The 15896-nt window shown below is 57.7% G+C and carries 15 protein-coding genes; 6 read left to right on the forward strand and 9 right to left on the reverse strand.

Annotated elements, in window-relative coordinates:
* Positions 1-59: 59 nt before the first annotated feature.
* Both FNY10_RS10900 and FNY10_RS10905 read left to right on the forward strand, forming a co-directional pair.
* Entirely contained in the window at positions 60-977 is a 918-nt protein-coding gene (locus FNY10_RS10900) for a glycyl-radical enzyme activating protein (protein WP_160704546.1), read from the forward strand.
* 95 nt (positions 978-1072) lie between these two features.
* The gene (locus FNY10_RS10905) at positions 1073-1900 is read left to right on the forward strand and encodes an MIP/aquaporin family protein (protein ID WP_141964383.1); all 828 of its coding nucleotides are present in this window, start codon (positions 1073-1075) and stop codon (positions 1898-1900) included.
* 194 nt (positions 1901-2094) lie between these two features.
* Here the strand turns inward: FNY10_RS10905 and FNY10_RS10910 are convergent, their stop codons facing one another.
* The 4 genes from FNY10_RS10910 to FNY10_RS10925 form a co-directional block, all read right to left on the reverse strand.
* On the reverse strand, positions 2095-2673 hold the full coding sequence (locus FNY10_RS10910; RefSeq protein WP_160704544.1) for a BMC domain-containing protein: 579 nt from the start codon (positions 2671-2673) through the stop codon (positions 2095-2097).
* Positions 2674-2685: 12 nt separating this feature from the next.
* On the reverse strand, positions 2686-3876 hold the full coding sequence (gene metK, locus FNY10_RS10915) for a methionine adenosyltransferase (RefSeq protein ID WP_160704542.1): 1191 nt from the start codon (positions 3874-3876) through the stop codon (positions 2686-2688).
* Positions 3877-4009: 133 nt separating this feature from the next.
* Complete coding sequence (locus FNY10_RS10920) at positions 4010-5062, reverse strand: response regulator (protein WP_160704540.1); 1053 nt, start codon at positions 5060-5062, stop codon at positions 4010-4012.
* A 2-nt stretch (positions 5063-5064) separates the two neighbouring features.
* On the reverse strand, positions 5065-6306 hold the full coding sequence (locus FNY10_RS10925; RefSeq protein WP_191120900.1) for a PocR ligand-binding domain-containing protein: 1242 nt from the start codon (positions 6304-6306) through the stop codon (positions 5065-5067).
* Between the two features lie 464 nt (positions 6307-6770).
* Between FNY10_RS10925 and FNY10_RS10930 the strand changes: the two genes are divergently transcribed.
* Together FNY10_RS10930 and gap are read left to right on the forward strand one after the other, a co-directional pair.
* Positions 6771-7751 carry a GlxA family transcriptional regulator gene (locus FNY10_RS10930; protein ID WP_141964378.1) on the forward strand — a complete coding sequence of 327 codons (981 nt, stop codon included), beginning with the start codon at positions 6771-6773 and terminating at the stop codon, positions 7749-7751.
* Positions 7752-7829: 78 nt separating this feature from the next.
* Positions 7830-8840, forward strand: coding sequence for a type I glyceraldehyde-3-phosphate dehydrogenase (gene gap, locus FNY10_RS10935; protein WP_131047838.1), 1011 nt, complete (start codon positions 7830-7832; stop codon positions 8838-8840).
* A 189-nt stretch (positions 8841-9029) separates the two neighbouring features.
* Here the strand turns inward: gap and FNY10_RS10940 are convergent, their stop codons facing one another.
* Genes FNY10_RS10940 through FNY10_RS10950 form a run of 3 tightly spaced genes read right to left on the reverse strand, consistent with a single transcriptional unit; the run spans position 9030 to position 11755 of the window.
* A complete protein-coding gene (locus FNY10_RS10940) occupies positions 9030-9896 on the reverse strand; it encodes an ABC transporter permease (protein ID WP_160704538.1) in 867 nt (288 codons plus the stop codon).
* Positions 9868-10722 carry an ABC transporter ATP-binding protein gene (locus FNY10_RS10945; RefSeq protein ID WP_100682394.1) on the reverse strand — a complete coding sequence of 285 codons (855 nt, stop codon included), beginning with the start codon at positions 10720-10722 and terminating at the stop codon, positions 9868-9870. Before FNY10_RS10945 ends, FNY10_RS10940 begins: the two co-directional genes overlap by 29 nt.
* Position 10723: 1 nt before the next feature.
* A complete protein-coding gene (locus tag FNY10_RS10950; protein WP_160704536.1) occupies positions 10724-11755 on the reverse strand; it encodes an ABC transporter substrate-binding protein in 1032 nt (343 codons plus the stop codon).
* A 303-nt stretch (positions 11756-12058) separates the two neighbouring features.
* Between FNY10_RS10950 and FNY10_RS10955 the strand changes: the two genes are divergently transcribed.
* Both FNY10_RS10955 and FNY10_RS10960 read left to right on the forward strand, forming a co-directional pair.
* The gene (locus FNY10_RS10955; protein ID WP_100682392.1) at positions 12059-13093 is read left to right on the forward strand and encodes a malate/lactate/ureidoglycolate dehydrogenase; all 1035 of its coding nucleotides are present in this window, start codon (positions 12059-12061) and stop codon (positions 13091-13093) included.
* Positions 13094-13246: 153 nt separating this feature from the next.
* Positions 13247-13945: an RluA family pseudouridine synthase gene (locus FNY10_RS10960; RefSeq protein WP_160704534.1), complete on the forward strand. Its 699-nt coding sequence runs from the start codon at positions 13247-13249 to the stop codon at positions 13943-13945.
* A 136-nt stretch (positions 13946-14081) separates the two neighbouring features.
* On the opposite strand, the gene FNY10_RS10965 is transcribed toward FNY10_RS10960, so the two are convergent.
* Both FNY10_RS10965 and FNY10_RS10970 read right to left on the reverse strand, forming a co-directional pair.
* Positions 14082-14876, reverse strand: a complete 795-nt coding sequence (locus FNY10_RS10965) for a phosphate/phosphite/phosphonate ABC transporter substrate-binding protein (RefSeq protein ID WP_141964375.1) — start codon at positions 14874-14876, stop codon at positions 14082-14084.
* The gene (locus FNY10_RS10970; RefSeq protein ID WP_141964374.1) at positions 14866-15852 is read right to left on the reverse strand and encodes a fatty acid desaturase; all 987 of its coding nucleotides are present in this window, start codon (positions 15850-15852) and stop codon (positions 14866-14868) included. Before FNY10_RS10970 ends, FNY10_RS10965 begins: the two co-directional genes overlap by 11 nt.
* Between the last annotated feature and the right edge of the window lie 44 nt (positions 15853-15896).

Genomic DNA, 15896 nt, shown 5'->3' on the forward strand with positions numbered 1-15896 from the left:
ACCCGATTTTAGCGGCTGACTTGCTGTTGCCGGTGGTCGCTTTTTTGACGAGTGATGTTATGAACAGAGTCGAATACGATACCGAAGGCGTGTTATTCAATATTCAACGCTACTCCCTGCATGATGGCCCCGGCATCCGCACGATCCCCTTTTTTAAAGGCTGTCCGCTGGCCTGCAAGTGGTGCAGCAACCCGGAATCTCAGCGCCCGCAGCCCGAGTTAATCTATAAAAAAAGCGACTGTATTCGCTGCGGAAAATGCGTGGAGGTCTGTCAACAGCGGGCGCTCTCCCCTGGCAATCCGTTCTTTATCGACCGCGAACGCTGTATTCAGTGCGGCCAATGCACCGCGGTTTGCCCGACCCAGGCGCTGGAAATGAAAGGCAAACGCATGACCGTCAGCGAGGTGATGCGTGAACTGCAGAAAGAGGAAAACTTATTTCGGCGCTCCGGCGGCGGGATTACCCTCTCCGGCGGTGAACCGCTGGCGCAACCGGAGTTTGCCCGCGAGCTTCTGAAAGCCTGTAAAGCCAAGGGCTGGCATACGGCGATGGAAACGACGGGAATGACCCGCAAAGCGGTGATTGAGGAGGTCTTTCCGTGGGTCGATCTGGCATTGACAGATATAAAAGCCGTTAACCCGACGCTTCATCAACTCAATACGGGAGTTGATAACCGTACGATTCTGGAAAACCTGATTCGCATCTCCTTTATCACTCACGTTATTGTGCGCATCCCGGTGATTCCCGGCGTTAACGACAGCCCGGAGGAGATTCGCAGCATTGCTGAATTTGCCCGCCTGATGTCCGGGGTGGACACCATTCATCTCCTGCCTTATCACACCTTTGGCGAAAATAAATATACCCTGCTGGGCCGCATTTATCCCATGGGGGATGTCGGCTCGCACTCCGAAGCCAAAATGGCCGACCTGAAAAAACTCGTTGAATCGATGGGATTTCATTGCCATATCGGCGGCTAATCCTGACAACGCAAAAAATGATTTCGCGCTCTTATCCTTTGTACCCCAATCGTTAAGAGATGGCATAGCGCATCGCTTAATACAGGAAAAAAACTATGAGTGACTCTCGTGAATCAGTAACCGGACAGTGTATTGCAGAATTTCTGGGGACCGGATTGTTTCTGTTTTTCGGCACCAGCGTACTGTGTGCGGCAAAACTGGCTGGCGCCAGCTTCGGTCTTTGGGAAATCTGCATTGTGTGGGGGCTGGGGATTGCGCTGGCGGTGTACCTGACGGCGGGGATTTCCGGGGCTCATCTTAACCCGGCGGTCACCATCGCGTTATGGATGTTCGCCCGCTTTGAGGCGAAAAAAGTCGCGCCTTATATCCTGGCGCAGATGGCTGGCGCATTTTGCGGCGCCGCCCTGACCTATCTGCTGTACCACAATCTGTTCGCTGATTATGAACAGGCCCACCAGATGGTGCGCGGCAGCCAGGACAGTCTGTATCTGGCCAGCATCTTTTCGACCTATCCGGCGGCCAGCATCAGCGTCTGGCTTGCGGCGCTGGTGGAAATTGTCATTACCTCGATGCTGATTGGCTTGATCATGGCGCTGACCGACGATGGCAACGGCGTGCCGAAAGGGCCGCTGGCACCGCTGCTGATCGGCCTGTTGGTGGCGGTCATCGGTGCGGCGACCGCGCCGCTAACCGGATTTGCCATGAACCCGGCTCGTGATTTTGGCCCAAAACTGTTTACCTTTCTGAACGGCTGGGGCTCCGTTGCCATGACCGGCGGCAGAGAACTCCCCTACTTCCTCGTGCCTTTGATTGCGCCGGTCATCGGCGGGATCCTCGGCGCGGCTATCTATCGCTTCGGTATCGGGCGCAACCTCCCTGCCGCCAAAGCCGCCGGGGAGACGGCGAATCATCCGCTGTCCTGATTAACCTGACGCGCCGGCACTCCGCAACGCGCTGCGGAGTGCTCCCCCCTTTTCAGCTCCGCCCCCTCTCCCCTGGCGCCATGCGACGCTTAATTCCGATGGTTCAAACACTACTCGCCCCCTCTCGCCACCGTTTTCCTGATGCGCAACGACAAAAAAGCCACCCGCAGGTGGCTCAACTGAAACGATGGAGGTTAGCGCCGGGGGTTTTTCGCCCGGGTTCGCGCCGTTTTTTTCTCCTCCGGGCTCGTCTGCGCCGCGGGTGCAGGCTGAGGTTCAGCCTCTTTACCCACCGGCTGAACCAGCGCCGGGTCACTCTCCGCCGCGGGTGATTCTGTCGACGCAACCTCCGGGCTCTCCTCGAAGGCCAGGCAGGAGGCGACCTCTGCGCAAGAGGCAACATTGACCACCGCTATCGTCGCATCAGGGCCGTACTCTGCCGCCGGGAGGCATTCGGCGACAGGCGCTGCCGGTTCAGGAAGCACGTCGCACGTTTGCGATGAGGCAACCAGACTGTCGATCCCGGCAACGGTACGCGCAATCACTTTCCAGGCGTAGACCTGCCCGACCCGGCTGGCGGCGGCAACCCCGGCGGACACGGCGGCGTTCATGGCGCCAACCTCACCGGTTAATTTGATGGTCACCAGCCCGCCGCCCTTCGTCAGCTCGTATCCGACCAGTTCGACATTCGCCGATTTTATTGCCGCATCGGCGGCCTCTACCGCCGCCGTTAAGCCAACGGTTTCAATTAAGCCTAAGCTCTGCCCGGACATATCTCTCTCCTGTTATTTTTCATGCAAGGGGGCACACACCGACGCGCGCAGCTGGCCGGCGGCATCGTCACGCAACCGCGGCGCCTTATCCGTGCGTTCCCAGGGGAAGACCTCCCGACCAAAATGGCCGTAGCAGGCCGTCTGGCGATAGCGCGGCGCCAGCAAATCAAGCTGGCGGATAATGCCATACACGCTGATGTCAAAATGATGGTCGACCAGCTGCGTCAGCTGCTTCGCCGACAGGCGGGAAGTCCCAAATGTATTGATGGCCACCGAAACCGGTCGGGAAAGGCCAATGGCCCAGGCCAGCTGGACTTCACATCGCGTGGCGAGCCCCGCCGCAACGATATTTTTCGCCACGTAGCGCGCAGCATAGGCCGCGGAACGATCGACCTTCGAAGGATCTTTACCGGAAAACGCCCCGCCGCCGTGGCGCGCTGCGCCGCCATAGGTATCGACAATAATTTTGCGCCCGGTCAGGCCGCAATCCGCAGCGGGTCCACCGTTGATAAATGGCCCCGCAGGATTAATCAGTAGCCGCGTGGCGGGAGTCAGCCAGCGCGCCGGAATAACCGGTTTAATGACCTCTTCCAGCACCGCTTCACGCAGTGTCGCCAGCGGAAGATCGGCGCGATGCTGCGTGGAAACCACGATGGTGTCAGCATGATCGACCCGTCCGTCACGATAATGCAGCGTCACCTGGCTCTTGGCATCCGGTAATAACCCATCCAGCTGGCGCGTTTTACGCAGCTGCGCCTGACGCGCCATCAGCCGGTGGGCGTAGAGAACGGGAGCAGGCATCAGCTGCGGCGTTTCATCGCAGGCATAGCCGAAGGTGATTCCCTGATCGCCGGCCCCCAGTGAGGCCGGATCGCGGGCGCGGATCCCGTTAGCAATATCAGCAGATTGCCTGCCCAGCAGGCTGATCACCGCACAAGTTGCGGCGTCAAAACCTTTCGACGAGTGGTCGTAGCCGACAGACTTCACCGTCGCCCGCACAATCTGCTCAAGGTCGATACTGGCATCGGTCGATATCTCTCCGGCCACAATCACCGCCCCGGTTTTGACCAGGCACTCGCAGGCCACTTTGGCCCACGGATCGCTGAGTAAACAGGCATCGAGAATGGCGTCAGAAATCTGGTCCGCCATCTTATCCGGGTGCCCTTCGGCAACGGATTCGGAGGTAAAGAGGTATTCATCCATGGCAGGGCCACTGTATAAAGAAGGGTGTTCTATCTTAGCGGCGCGCGGCGCGGCGGCGAGTAAACAATCTTGCCGGGATAGCGGACTTTCTTGCGCTTACGCTGGGGCAAGCGCAAAAAAGACCGGGTGGCGATCAGCCCGCCTCGGGCGAAGCGATGCGGCGATAATCGGATGGCGCAATGCCGGTCTCTTTCTTGAAGATCCGACAAAAATAGTTCGCATCCTGCCAGGAGAGCTCCAGCGCGATGGTGTTCACTTTTAAATCGCTGAATTGCAGAAGAGATTTGGCGATGTTGATTTTGCGGCTGGTAATGTAACTGGAGAACCCGCTACCGGTACTCTTTTTAAACGCCCGGCTCAGATAGCACGGGCTGACGAAGGACTCCGCGGCGATATCATCCAGCGTCATGTTGTTAAGCATGTTTTTTTCAATATGGAAGCGTGCTCTGGCGACAAAATCCATGCCGCCGCTGGCACTTTTAAACAGCAGCTCAAAGATAGCGCGGCTGAGATTTAACAACCCCACCATCACCTGCCAGTAGCGACCGGCGGCCAGACCGTGCTGATGAATGCTCTGAATCAGATCGGTAATCTGATACCGACACGGGGTATATTTATCACCGAGCCCGGCAAGGTACTGCTGGAGCAATTCCAGCACGTTGGTCAGCCTCTTCACTCCTTCGTTATCAGACGTCTGTTGCGCGCAGGCCGCATCCAGAATAGCGAATAACCAGGTGTGCCAGCCGGGATAATCACAATCGCTCATCAGGTCGTTTATCGTCTGCCGCTGCTCCCGCGTCGCGACAGCCCCCTGCTCATCCACCAGCAAGGTTTTACGAATCGTATCGCTGAGAATACTCTGCTTAACCGGTTTTAGCAGATAGTCATCCACTTTCAGGCTCAGCATATGACGCACAATGTCAAAGTCATCATTCGCCGTGGTGACAATGACTTTGGTTTGCGTATTTTTCTGCTTGAGATACTCAATAACCTGATTGCCATTGGGTAACGGAATGTTGATATCCACCAGCATCATATCGATTTGATTAAGTTCATCGATAAGCTGAATGGCCTTTTTCCCCGTCGCCGCTTCATGAATGACAGAGTTCTCCACGCAGCGCGAGACGATGCGCTTGAGCGACTCCGACTCAATATACTCATCTTCGACAATAACAATGCTATACATTCTCACACTCCAGACTCAGCCGGTACCAGCGGAAACCGGAGTTTGACCGTGGTGCCGAGCATCGGCTTATGGGGACTGGCTATCTGCAAACCATAGTGTTCACCAAATAACAGCTGCAGGCGGTTGTTGATATTATTAATGCCGATCCCGCCTTTCTGTCGATTCTGGTTGCCGGAGAGAATATGTTCAATATCCTCGGGTGAAATACCATCCCCGTTATCGGTTATCTCGATAATCACATCTTTACCATCATCGGTAGCACGCAGAATAATGTGACTTTTGGTTTCACGCGGCTCGACAACATAATTAAAAAAGTTCTCCACCAGCGGCTGGAGAATTAAAAAAGGACAAACCGTTTCATTATATTTTTCAGGAATATCGCAAATATAGTCAAAGCGCTCATTCATCCTGACCTTTTGAATTGACATATAGCAATTAACATAATTCATTTCGCGGCCAAGGGTAATCAGACCATTGTTATTCTTACGCAGCAAATAGCGCATCATGTCGGAAAAGTCATGCACCATCGTTTCCGTACGGCTGGCATCTTCGAGAAACGCCAGCCGACCTATTGTATTCAGCACGTTAAACAAAAAGTGAGGGTTAATCTGATAAGAAAGCGCTTTGAACTCGGCCTCATGCAATGAACGTTCGATCGCCACGCGTTTACGCAGTTCGCAGGTTAGCTCCTGCTCTTTTTGCCGCAGCTCACGCTGGATGTTGTTGGCATGGGCCTGCTCGACCAGATAGGAGGCTACGTGCAGCAGCGTGTAGGCCGTCGATTCAAAGCGATCGTAGGGGATGCGCGGCGTATTCTCATGCAGATTGATAAGCCAGGGATTGTCTTGCCACAGGTGGTTATTGTTGAGGATATAGGGAATGGTTTGCTCTTTCTCCGCTTCGACTTTGACCTGCCCGGAGATGAAGGCGCCGAGATAATGATTATTGATCATAATGGGCACGGCAAATTCGACAAAACCACAGTAACAGCGGTAGACCACCGGTTCACCGGCAAGCATCGCCGCCCGCCCTCCGGCGCTGTCGCTGTCATAGCAGTGGCGGGCCAGGGTGGCATTCATTCTCGAGCGGGCGCAAAAATCAGAGAATCCGCTCGCCTGGGTAACCGGAATACCGTCCTGATCGACCACCACCAGCGCAATCATCATTGATTGACTAAAATTGTCCTGTAACGTTTGCAACCGGTCAACATCAAGGAATTCGTGTAATTTGTAGTTATTTTTCATGATATCCACCAGGTCAGATCAAAATGCCGCTAAACCATACCCTGGTTACCGTTTTAAAATGATGAAACCGCTCACAAACAAAAAAATGAGTTGTATGATAAATGTTAATTTAATGACCGTAATGCCTGTGCTTTTTATTATATTAATTAACATTATTTTGGCGAGTGATAATATCATCCAACACCATGATGAATTAATAACACAGAGACGCGCAGTAACCGGTTTCTGTTCTGCCAATTAAATTAAACCGTACAATGAAATTAATCTTTTGCGAATATTCGCTCTCTATGGCCGTAAAAACCCCGCCGTAGGCTTTTATTTGATCCGTCCTGAATAGCGTTGACACGTTCCTGACTTAAATCCGGAGAAGGTGATGATGACTGAGTTCAAACGCCCGCATTGTCTTGCGCAACGCCGCCATCTTCCCTGTTGACTTATTTTGTCAAAGGTTTACTTTTCAGGACATGAAGAAAATACTGATTATCGTCCCCGATGGCGGCATGCTGTTTGAGTCCGCCGGTATTGCCGACATTCTGATGCAGGCAAACCGACTGCATGCCGACGGCGCTCAGGCGCCGCGTTATCGCGTCGCTGTCGCCACCCCCCAGCCTCATCAGGTGATCCACGGTCAGTCCGGGTTGAACCTGCTTGCTGACCACCGCCTTCACGAAGTGGATCCGCGCGAGCCTCTCGATACCATCATCATCACCGGCAAAGGGCAAAACGAGCAGGAAGGCACCGCCGTTGTCGACTGGCTGCGTCTCGCCGCTCCCCACGCACGCCGTATCGCTTCTATCTGCGGCGGCGCGCTTTTGCTGGCGCAAAGCGGCCTGCTCAATGGCCGACGGGCCACCACCCACTGGAAGCTGCTGGAGTCGATGCAGGCGACCTTTCCCGCGATTCGCGTCGAAGGCGGGCCGCTGTATATCCAGGATGGCGCCATCTGGACATCCGGCGGCGTCAGCTCCGGTTTCGACCTGACGCTGGCGCTGGTGGAGGAGGATTACGGCTTTAGCCTCGCCCGCGATATCGCCCAGGATATGGTGATGTATCTGCGTCGCCCCGGCGGCCAGCTGCAGTTTAGCCGCTATAACCTCCAGCAAATCAACGGCCCGGGGCCGCTTGGCGAGCTGCTGAAGTGGATTCTCGACAACCTTACCGGCGACCTGTGCGTGGAGACGCTGGCGGAAAAGGTCGCCATGAGCCCGCGCAATTTCAGCCGCGTGTTTACCCGCGAAACCGGAATCTCTCCGGCGCGCTACGTCGCCGAAGCACGCCTCGCCGCCGCCAGAGAACGGCTCGAACAGAGTAACGACACGCTGGAACGCGTCGCGGAGCAAACGGGATTGGGTAGCGCCATCAACCTGCGACGCATCTTTGAAAAGCAGCTGCACCTGACGCCGGGAGAATATCGCCAGCGCTTTCACTGCCGCAAAATGGCGTAAAGTGATCGTTATTCGTCATTTACGCCAAAATGCCGACCACCTAAAGTACCACCAGAGACAACAAATAAGGAGTTGATCATGGTTAAGGTCGGTATTAATGGTTTCGGCAGAATCGGGCGTAACGTCCTGCGCGCGGCGCTGGGCAATCCGGACATCCAGATTGTGGCAATCAACGATCTGACGGACAGCAAAACGCTGGCCCACCTGTTGAAATATGACTCGCTGCTGGGCACCCTGCCGGTGGCCGTGGAGGCCGCCGACGGAAAACTTAGCGTCGATGGTCAACCGATCATCGTTTACAGCGAACGCGACCCGGCGCGTATTCCGTGGCGAGACGCCGAGGTGGACATCGTTATCGAAGCCACCGGGTTCTTCACCGAACGTGAAAAAGCGGCGGTCCACATTCACAGCGGCGGTGCGAAACGGGTGATCATCTCGGCGCCCGGCAAGAATGATGATTTAACCATCGTGATGGGGGTGAACCACGAGCTTTACGATCCGCAACAGCATGCGGTCGTCAGCAACGGCAGCTGCACCACCAACGGTCTGGCCCCGGCCGCCCAGGTTCTGCATCAGCATTTCGGGATCCAGCATGGCCTGATGAACACCACCCACGCCTACACCAACAGCCAGGCGCTACACGACCAGCCGGAAAAAGATCTGCGCGGCGCCCGGGCGGCAGCGTTATCCATCGTCCCCTACTCCAGCGGCGCGGCCAAAGCGTTGGGTAAAGTGATTCCGGCGCTCGATGGTCGTCTGACCGGCTACTCGCTGCGCGTTCCGGTGCCGGTGGTGTCGATTGTCGACCTTACCGTCACGCTGGAGCGCGCGGTGACGGCGGAAGAGGTGAACGAGGCATTCCGCCAGGCCGCGGCGGCGGGCCCGCTACAGGGTATTCTGGGCTACAGCGACGAGCCGCTGGTCTCCAGCGACTATCAGGGCGACCCGCGATCTTCCATTATCGATGGCCTGTCAACGCTGGTGATTGGCGGCAATATGGTCAAGATCCTCGCGTGGTATGACAACGAATGGGGCTTCTCAAACCGCCTGGTCGATTTGGCGCAGTTTATGGCCCGCCGCGAGCGCTAACCCTGCCCGCGCTGAACGCCCGCCCCACGCGGGCGTTCAGCGTCTACCGTCGGTTGAGGGTCGCCAGCAATACCCGGCGGGCACGCGGCGCAACCTATTCCCCTCTTTGGCAATCCCCCCACCTGCTGCAGATAATTTTCCGCCACTTTCATCGCCACCATTCGCGTTCTTCTCCCTCTTATTCCGGCACTAGTTCTGCATGCCCCAGCGTTTGGTCGTTAGCCTTTCCACGGTCGCAAACACCAGTCCTTCAACCAGCAGGCCAATGGCGGTGACCATCACCAGCCCGGCAAACACCCGGTCGGTATACATCTCATTGCGGTTCTGAAAAATGTACCACCCGAGCCCGCCGCTACCGCTCGACGCGCCAAACACCAGCTCCGCCGCAATCAGCGTCCGCCAGGCAAAGGCCCAGCCGATTTTCAGCCCCGAGAGCAGCGCCGGCAGCGCGGCGGGGATCAGGATCCACAGCACGTAGCGCCATCCTGTTAATCCATAATTACGCCCGGTCATTTTCAGCGTCTCCGGCACGCTCATAAAGCCAGACCAGGTATTCAGCGCCATGGGCCAGATAACCGAATGAACTATCACAAACACCAGGCTGGCGTTGCCCAGGCCAAACCACAGCAGCGACAGCGGCAGCAGCGCGATAGCGGGAAGCGGGTTAAACATCGCCGTCAGAGTGCTGAGTAAATCCCGCCCGATACGCGTCGAGATAGCCAGCGCGCTGATAAGCAGCGCCAGAAGCGTGCCCAGCAGATAGCCTTTTAGCAGCAGGGAGATTGACAACCACGCCCGGTGGAGCAGCTCGCCGCTCGCGATATCCTCCTGCAGGGCGGTAAAGGTTTGCCAGAAACCGGGGAACATCAGGTCATTGTTTTGCCAGCGCGCCGCCCCTTCCCATAGGGCGATCAGCACCAGCAGCAGCAGGGATTTACGCAGCCACGCCTGATTTCCCAGACGCACGAGCAGCGGCAGCGGTTCGACCAGCGTGAAATTCTCCAGCGGCGGCAGCTCGCGCTGATATTCAGGCCGGACAGGAGGTAGGTTGCTCATACTGACTCCCTGAGTGATGATGCTTTGCGCCGACCTCGGGTGATGCCGGGGACGGAAATAACAGATCGTGGATCCGCGCGACGTCGGCCTGGAACCCTTCCCCACCGGCGTCCGCCAGGGTGTACTGATGACAGTTCAGCTCGGCCTTCACCCGCCCGGGATGCGGCGACAGCAGCAGCACCCGGCTGCCGACGATCAGCGCCTCTTCGATGGAATGGGTGACAAAGAGCAGCGTAAACCGCACCTCTTCCCACAGGCTCAACAGCTCCTCCTGCATTTTGCGCCGGGTCAGCGCATCGAGGGCGGCAAAGGGTTCGTCCATCAGCAGAACCTGGGGATGCAGCGCCAGCGCACGCGCAATGGCGACCCGCTGCTTCATCCCTCCGGAAAGCGTATTGGGATAGGCATGGCGAAACGCGCCGAGCCCCACCTTATGCAGAAAGTATTCCGCACGCTCCATCGCCTCCGCTCGCCCCGCCCGACGGCTGGCGATCAGCGGGAAGGCGATGTTTTCTGCCACCGTTTTCCACGGCGGTAGCTGGTCAAACTCCTGAAAAACCATCATCCGGTCGGGGCCGGGACGATTCACCGTTTCTCCCGCCAGGCGGATCGCCCCGGAGACCGGGGGCAAAAACCCGCCGATGGCTTTCAGTAAACTGGATTTGCCGCAGCCGGACGGCCCAAGCAGCACAAACCGGTCCCCTGGCCAGACCTCAAAACTGACGTCATGGGTGGCCTGCACCAGCCGCTCGCGGGTGCGGTATTGCAGATTAACGCCCTCAACGCGCAGCAGAGGCGACGGTAATGCGGCGGATAGTTCAGACATATCAACTCCCCGGCAGGGTATGCGCTTCGCTGAAGAAATAATCTTTCCAGGATTCGGCTTTGTGTTTCAGTATTCCCAGCTGATACAACTTGTCGGCATAGACAAATGTCCGCTGAGGGGTAATGGTAAAGTTATTTTCCGGGTCCGCGATCATTTTCTCGATAAACGCCGCCGGGAGCTTAGACTGCTCCACCCGAATATAGGATTGGGCGGCTCCGGCCTTATCTGCTTTTATGATTTTCTCCGATTCCGCTAAGGCGGCGAAAAAAGCGCGATAGGTTTTGGGATTATCATCATGAAACTTTTGCGTGGTATAGAGCAAATTAAAGGTTCCCGGCCCGCCTAATACATCATAAGAACTTAATATTTTATGAATACCGGCATGTTCAAGCGCCTGATACTGAAAAGGCGGACTGGAGAAATGGGCGCTAATTTCCGATTTTCCGCCGATTAACGCCGCGCTGGCGTCCGGATGCGGGAGACTGACCGTAATAGTATCGAAGCGCTTATAGTCAGCGTTGCCAAACAGTCGCGCGGTCTCTATCTGCAGGGTCCGCGACTGAAAACCCACGCCGGCGGCAGGAACCGCGATACGGTCTTTGCTGCTCAGATCCTTGACGCTGTGCACCGCCGGATTGTTACTCAGCAGGTAATTCGGCATCGATCCCAGAGCCGCAATGGCTTTCACATTCTGCTTGCCGCGGGTGCGGTCCCACAGCGTCAGCGCGGGCGGAACGCCAGCGGCCACCACGTCCAGCGCGCCGGAAAGCAGCCCCTCATTAAGTCCGGTGGCCCCGGAAAGCGTTCGCCACTCGACTTTGATGTCCAGCCCTTGCGCCTTACCCTGCTTTTCGATGAGCTGATTATCTCTCACCACATCGAGAATCAGATAGCCAATGCCATATTGCTGGGCAATACCGATGGTGCCCTCTGCCCTGGCAGCGGTCGCCGCCAGCAGAGTACTGAACAGGAATAAAGCCGTTGCCGACCGTTTCCCTCGATAAGCGTTCCTGCTGCCTTGCCGTAAATTCATTTAAGCTCCCGTCAATAATCAACCCACCGTTCGCCATCTGGTTCTGAGGCGTATTTAAAAAGACGATTTATCCTGCCGTCATTTCCAGGGATTAATAAATTATTTATTGCTATATATTATTCCCGCACGTCTGCTGATAACAGTAAAATGACATTCGACTCTATTTTTATGTCAGGAATTAACACCCGGTTATCACTATGCGTTTTCCAGATATATAAAGTCAGTTTCTGTCGTTATGTTAAGAAATAAACGGCGCTATAGTTTGCCGCTCATATTATTGAGTGGAAAAAACAGGGAGCGGTGATGCCGGTTTTTAATCATGATGAGCTGCGTCGCTATTTACGCCAGCGCCTGCAGGACGCCGGGGTAGCAACAGCGGTTGCCGATGAAGTAGCGGATAATCTTGTCGAGTCGTCGCTGCAAGGCCATGACTCACATGGGGTGACGCTTATTCCCCGCTATATCGAGGCCATTCGCGCCGGAGAACTCGATCCGCAGGCCACCCCGCAGCTGCTGCGCGATGCCGGGCCGGTCATCTCGTTTCACGGCGGCAACGGTTTTGGTCAACTGACCGGTCGACTGGCGATGGAACAGGCCATTTTGCGGGTGCGACAGTTTGGCGTGTGCATTATGGGACTGGCGCAGACCCATCATCTCGGGCGTATCGGCGCCTGGGCGGAACAGGCGGCGGCGGCGGGACTGGTATCCTTACACTTCGCTAACGTCGGCACCCGCTCGGTGGTGCTGCCGTTCAACGGTCGGCGTCCGCGCCTGGGCACCAACCCTTTCTGCGTCGGTATTCCTGTCGCCGGCAGGCCGCCTTTGGTGCTTGATTTCGCGACCAGTACCATTGCCGGCAACAAAGCGCGGATCGCCTGGAACACGGGACGGGAGCTGCCGCCGGGCTGCGCCGTGGATAGCGCTGGCAACCCGACCCGCGATCCGCGCTGGCTGATGCAAGAGCCTCTCGGCGCGCTGCTGGCCTTCGGTGGCCATAAAGGTTCCGGCCTGGCGCTCATTTGCAGCCTGCTCGGCGCGGCGTTGACCGGCGGCGAAAGCGAAAGCGCCCCGCCCCCCGCCGGGCCCGGTATCATCAACAATATGCTGTCGATCGTCTTCGAGCCGTCCCTGCTCGGCGCGGGCGAGCGCTACGCCGAGGCGGTGGCGGACATGCTGGCATGGACCCGCACATCGCGTGACGACGACGAGCTGCTGCTGCCCGGCGAGGCGGAGCAACGGCAGCGGCAATTTCGTCTGCAGCACGGTATTGAAATTGATGAGGTCAGTTGGCAGCAGTTCAAAGCGCTGGAAGGCGCCTTATCTCCACCGCACTCTTGAACCAATAAAGCCGTAGCGCGCGTCGGTGAAGAGGGTGTTCATTACGCGATACAGCAGGAGCGGCCCCGATATTCCTCCTCCTGCGCATCGCCGCGATCGCCAGCGGGCGGAAAATTCGCTATCATCCGCCCCCACCCTTTTCAGACGCCTGCCATGTCCACCATCATCGATACGTTTATTGCACCGCCCTGCCACCAACCTATCGGGATCCTTTATCAGGACGAGCACCTGCTGCTGATCAATAAGCCCGCCGGGCTGCTCAGCCTGTCGGGGAAAAATCCGCAAAATCTCGACTCGGTGCATTATCGGCTGGCGCAGCAATTTCCCGGCTGTACCCTCGTTCACCGCCTCGATTTTGGCACCTCCGGGCTGATGGTGGTGGCAAAAAATAAAGCGATTAATGCAGCGCTGAGCCATCAGTTCAGCCAGCGTTCGGTGACTAAGGTTTACAGCGCCCTGCTGTGCGGGCATCTGCGTGAGGATGAAGGCGAGATCGATGCCCCCATTGCCAAAGATCCGGCTCGCTTTCCGCGGATGACGATTTGCGCCATCAATGGCAAGCCCGCCCGCTCCCGCTACCGGGTGACTGAGCGTCTCTCCCGCGAAGGCGCAGAGGGGACTCTGCTGCCGCTGAGCCGGGTACAGCTGTTCCCGGAAACCGGGCGCACCCATCAGTTGCGTATCCACTGCCAGTTACTGGGGCACCCGATTCTGGGCTGCGATCTCTACGGCGGTCTGACGTGGCCGGGCAGCGCGCATGCACCGCGGCTCATGTTGCATGCCAGCGAACTGCATTTTGTCCATCCTGTTAGCGGCGAGCCCGTCACCGCGCGTAACGACAGTCCGTTCTGAATCTCACGCCGGCGAACGGGGTGCCGCAGGGCCAGCCGCTGCTGGTACAGGCCGGATCATCGGAGGCAGGGTTTGACGGCATTCGCACCGCGCTGCGGATCGGCAACGCACGCGCCGCCTTGTCCGGTCCGGTGTTTCAGAGTTGCGTCACGCCCTGTTGGCGCGCCTCTTCCCGCCACGCCAGCAGCCGGGAATAGGGTTCCCGGGACACCGGGCTGAAACCGCAGATAAACTGCGCCTCGCAGCGCTCCCGATATCGTGCGTCGCTGACCAGCTGTCGCAGCGCCGCGCGCAAACCGGCCAGAGTTTGCGCTGACGTTTGCGGCCCGGTAATCAGCGGCAGCCCCGGCGCCGATGGCGTCTGGCCGATAACGCGCAAGCCGTCGAGCACGGCAGGCTCGTGACGCGCCAGCAGCGCCCAGCTCACGCAATCAATGGCGGCAATATCGCCCGCCCCCTGCTGTAAGCCGATCAGCGACTGCCGGTGGCTGCCGCTAAAATTGACCGCGGCAAAAAAACGTCCCTCGTGAGCCAGCGGCGCCACCATTTTCAGGAAGACGTTGTAGCCGGACTGCGAATCGGGCGCATTGCAGATTGCCCGCCGCCCGCGAAAATCGGCGAGCTGCCGCGCATTATCCGCCGCACGGGCCACCAGCAGGCTACGGTACTCAATCCCTGCGCAACCGGGTGCCGAATAGTGAAAACAGCCAACCGTCTGCACCTGCGGCAGCAAAGTCACCAGCGGATAGCCGCAGGTCTGGCTCAGCAGCAGATCCGGCTGACGCCAGTGCGAGAGTAAGTCCCCCGGCGGCGTCGATGGCGAACTCACGGCAATGCCCCGGGCGAGCAACAGCTCCCGCACCGCGGCTTCTAACGCCTGATTCTCCAGCGAGTGAACCGCATACATCGGCAAATTCACGCTATGACTCATCGCTCTCTCCTGCCTGTGGGGCTTTCCCGATCCCCGGATGAGCATTAACCGCCACCGCGCTAAAGAAAAAGGCGCGCAGCCACTCGCCATAGCCGCGCACCACGAACCCGTGGTTACGCTGCTGGTAGCGTTCCCGCTCCAGCAGATAGATTTTTCTCAGACCGTACCACGGCACGCCGGGCAGATCGTGATGCACGGAGTGGTAGTTAAGATTCAGAAACAGCACTCGCCACAGCAGCCCGGCCTCATTGATCACCGATCGCGCCAGCGGATCGTCAGCGGCCCGATGTTCGAAGAAGGCGCGAATTTTGGTCAGCGCCAGTGCCGGGTAGCTGATGACCACCACGAAATAGAGCGGCGAAAAATCACAGTGCGCCATCCACGTCAGGAGCGCGGCCAGCAACCCGCCGTGCACCAGCCACATGACCATCGCGCTCCCCTGCCGCTGGCGAAAGGCGTTCACCGCGCTGACCAGCGTCTGGACAATATCCAGCAGCGGCGCCAGCAGCAGACGGCCGAAAAACGTATTGCGCAGATGTATCACTTTACGCTGCCAGGGCGAGAAACGGCGCCAGCTTTCGGCGCTAAAATAGTACGATTCGGGGTCATCCACCGGCAGCGTCAGCCGGTCGTTATGGTGGTGCGCCAGGTGCGAGTCGCGATACAGCCCGTAGGGATACCACACCGCCAGCGGTAACGTGCCCAGCAGCTGATTACACCACCGCCAGGGCGTCGGGTGGCCGTGGATCAGCTCATGCTGCAACGACATATACCAGGCGGTAAACCAGATAAGCAGCACGGTCGCCGGAAACAGCCCCAGCGTCCGCCAGTAGGCCAGGGTCATAAACCAGCCGCTGTAAACCGCAATAATGACTAGCCAGGTGGGTAATTCGCTGCGCCACAGCCAGCGGCGGGAAAGCTGGCGAATCAGCTCCCGCTGCTGCTGATGCAGATACTTCGACGAGTGCTGTGTCATCGCTACCGGTACTCTCTCCGCGTCACTTTTTCCTCCAGAAGATG

Origin of the sequence: Klebsiella sp. Lac1, assembly GCF_009825425.1 — a bacterium.
GTDB lineage: Bacteria > Pseudomonadota > Gammaproteobacteria > Enterobacterales > Enterobacteriaceae > Klebsiella > Klebsiella electrica.

Coding starts and splice junctions, on each gene's coding strand:
- FNY10_RS10945 (WP_100682394.1), bottom strand. CDS start 10,722: ATGTCTGAACTATCCGCCGCATTACCGTCGCCTCTGCTGCGCGTTGAG.
- FNY10_RS10950 (WP_160704536.1), bottom strand. CDS start 11,755: ATGAATTTACGGCAAGGCAGCAGGAACGCTTATCGAGGGAAACGGTCG.
- FNY10_RS10905 (WP_141964383.1), top strand. CDS start 1,073: ATGAGTGACTCTCGTGAATCAGTAACCGGACAGTGTATTGCAGAATTT.
- FNY10_RS10965 (WP_141964375.1), bottom strand. CDS start 14,876: ATGAGTCATAGCGTGAATTTGCCGATGTATGCGGTTCACTCGCTGGAG.
- FNY10_RS10920 (WP_160704540.1), bottom strand. CDS start 5,062: ATGTATAGCATTGTTATTGTCGAAGATGAGTATATTGAGTCGGAGTCG.
- FNY10_RS10960 (WP_160704534.1), top strand. CDS start 13,247: ATGTCCACCATCATCGATACGTTTATTGCACCGCCCTGCCACCAACCT.
- metK (WP_160704542.1), bottom strand. CDS start 3,876: ATGGATGAATACCTCTTTACCTCCGAATCCGTTGCCGAAGGGCACCCG.
- gap (WP_131047838.1), top strand. CDS start 7,830: ATGGTTAAGGTCGGTATTAATGGTTTCGGCAGAATCGGGCGTAACGTC.
- FNY10_RS10970 (WP_141964374.1), bottom strand. CDS start 15,852: ATGACACAGCACTCGTCGAAGTATCTGCATCAGCAGCAGCGGGAGCTG.
- FNY10_RS10955 (WP_100682392.1), top strand. CDS start 12,059: ATGCCGGTTTTTAATCATGATGAGCTGCGTCGCTATTTACGCCAGCGC.
- FNY10_RS10940 (WP_160704538.1), bottom strand. CDS start 9,896: ATGAGCAACCTACCTCCTGTCCGGCCTGAATATCAGCGCGAGCTGCCG.
- FNY10_RS10925 (WP_191120900.1), bottom strand. CDS start 6,306: ATGAAAAATAACTACAAATTACACGAATTCCTTGATGTTGACCGGTTG.
- FNY10_RS10910 (WP_160704544.1), bottom strand. CDS start 2,673: ATGTCCGGGCAGAGCTTAGGCTTAATTGAAACCGTTGGCTTAACGGCG.
- FNY10_RS10900 (WP_160704546.1), top strand. CDS start 60: ATGAACAGAGTCGAATACGATACCGAAGGCGTGTTATTCAATATTCAA.
- FNY10_RS10930 (WP_141964378.1), top strand. CDS start 6,771: ATGAAGAAAATACTGATTATCGTCCCCGATGGCGGCATGCTGTTTGAG.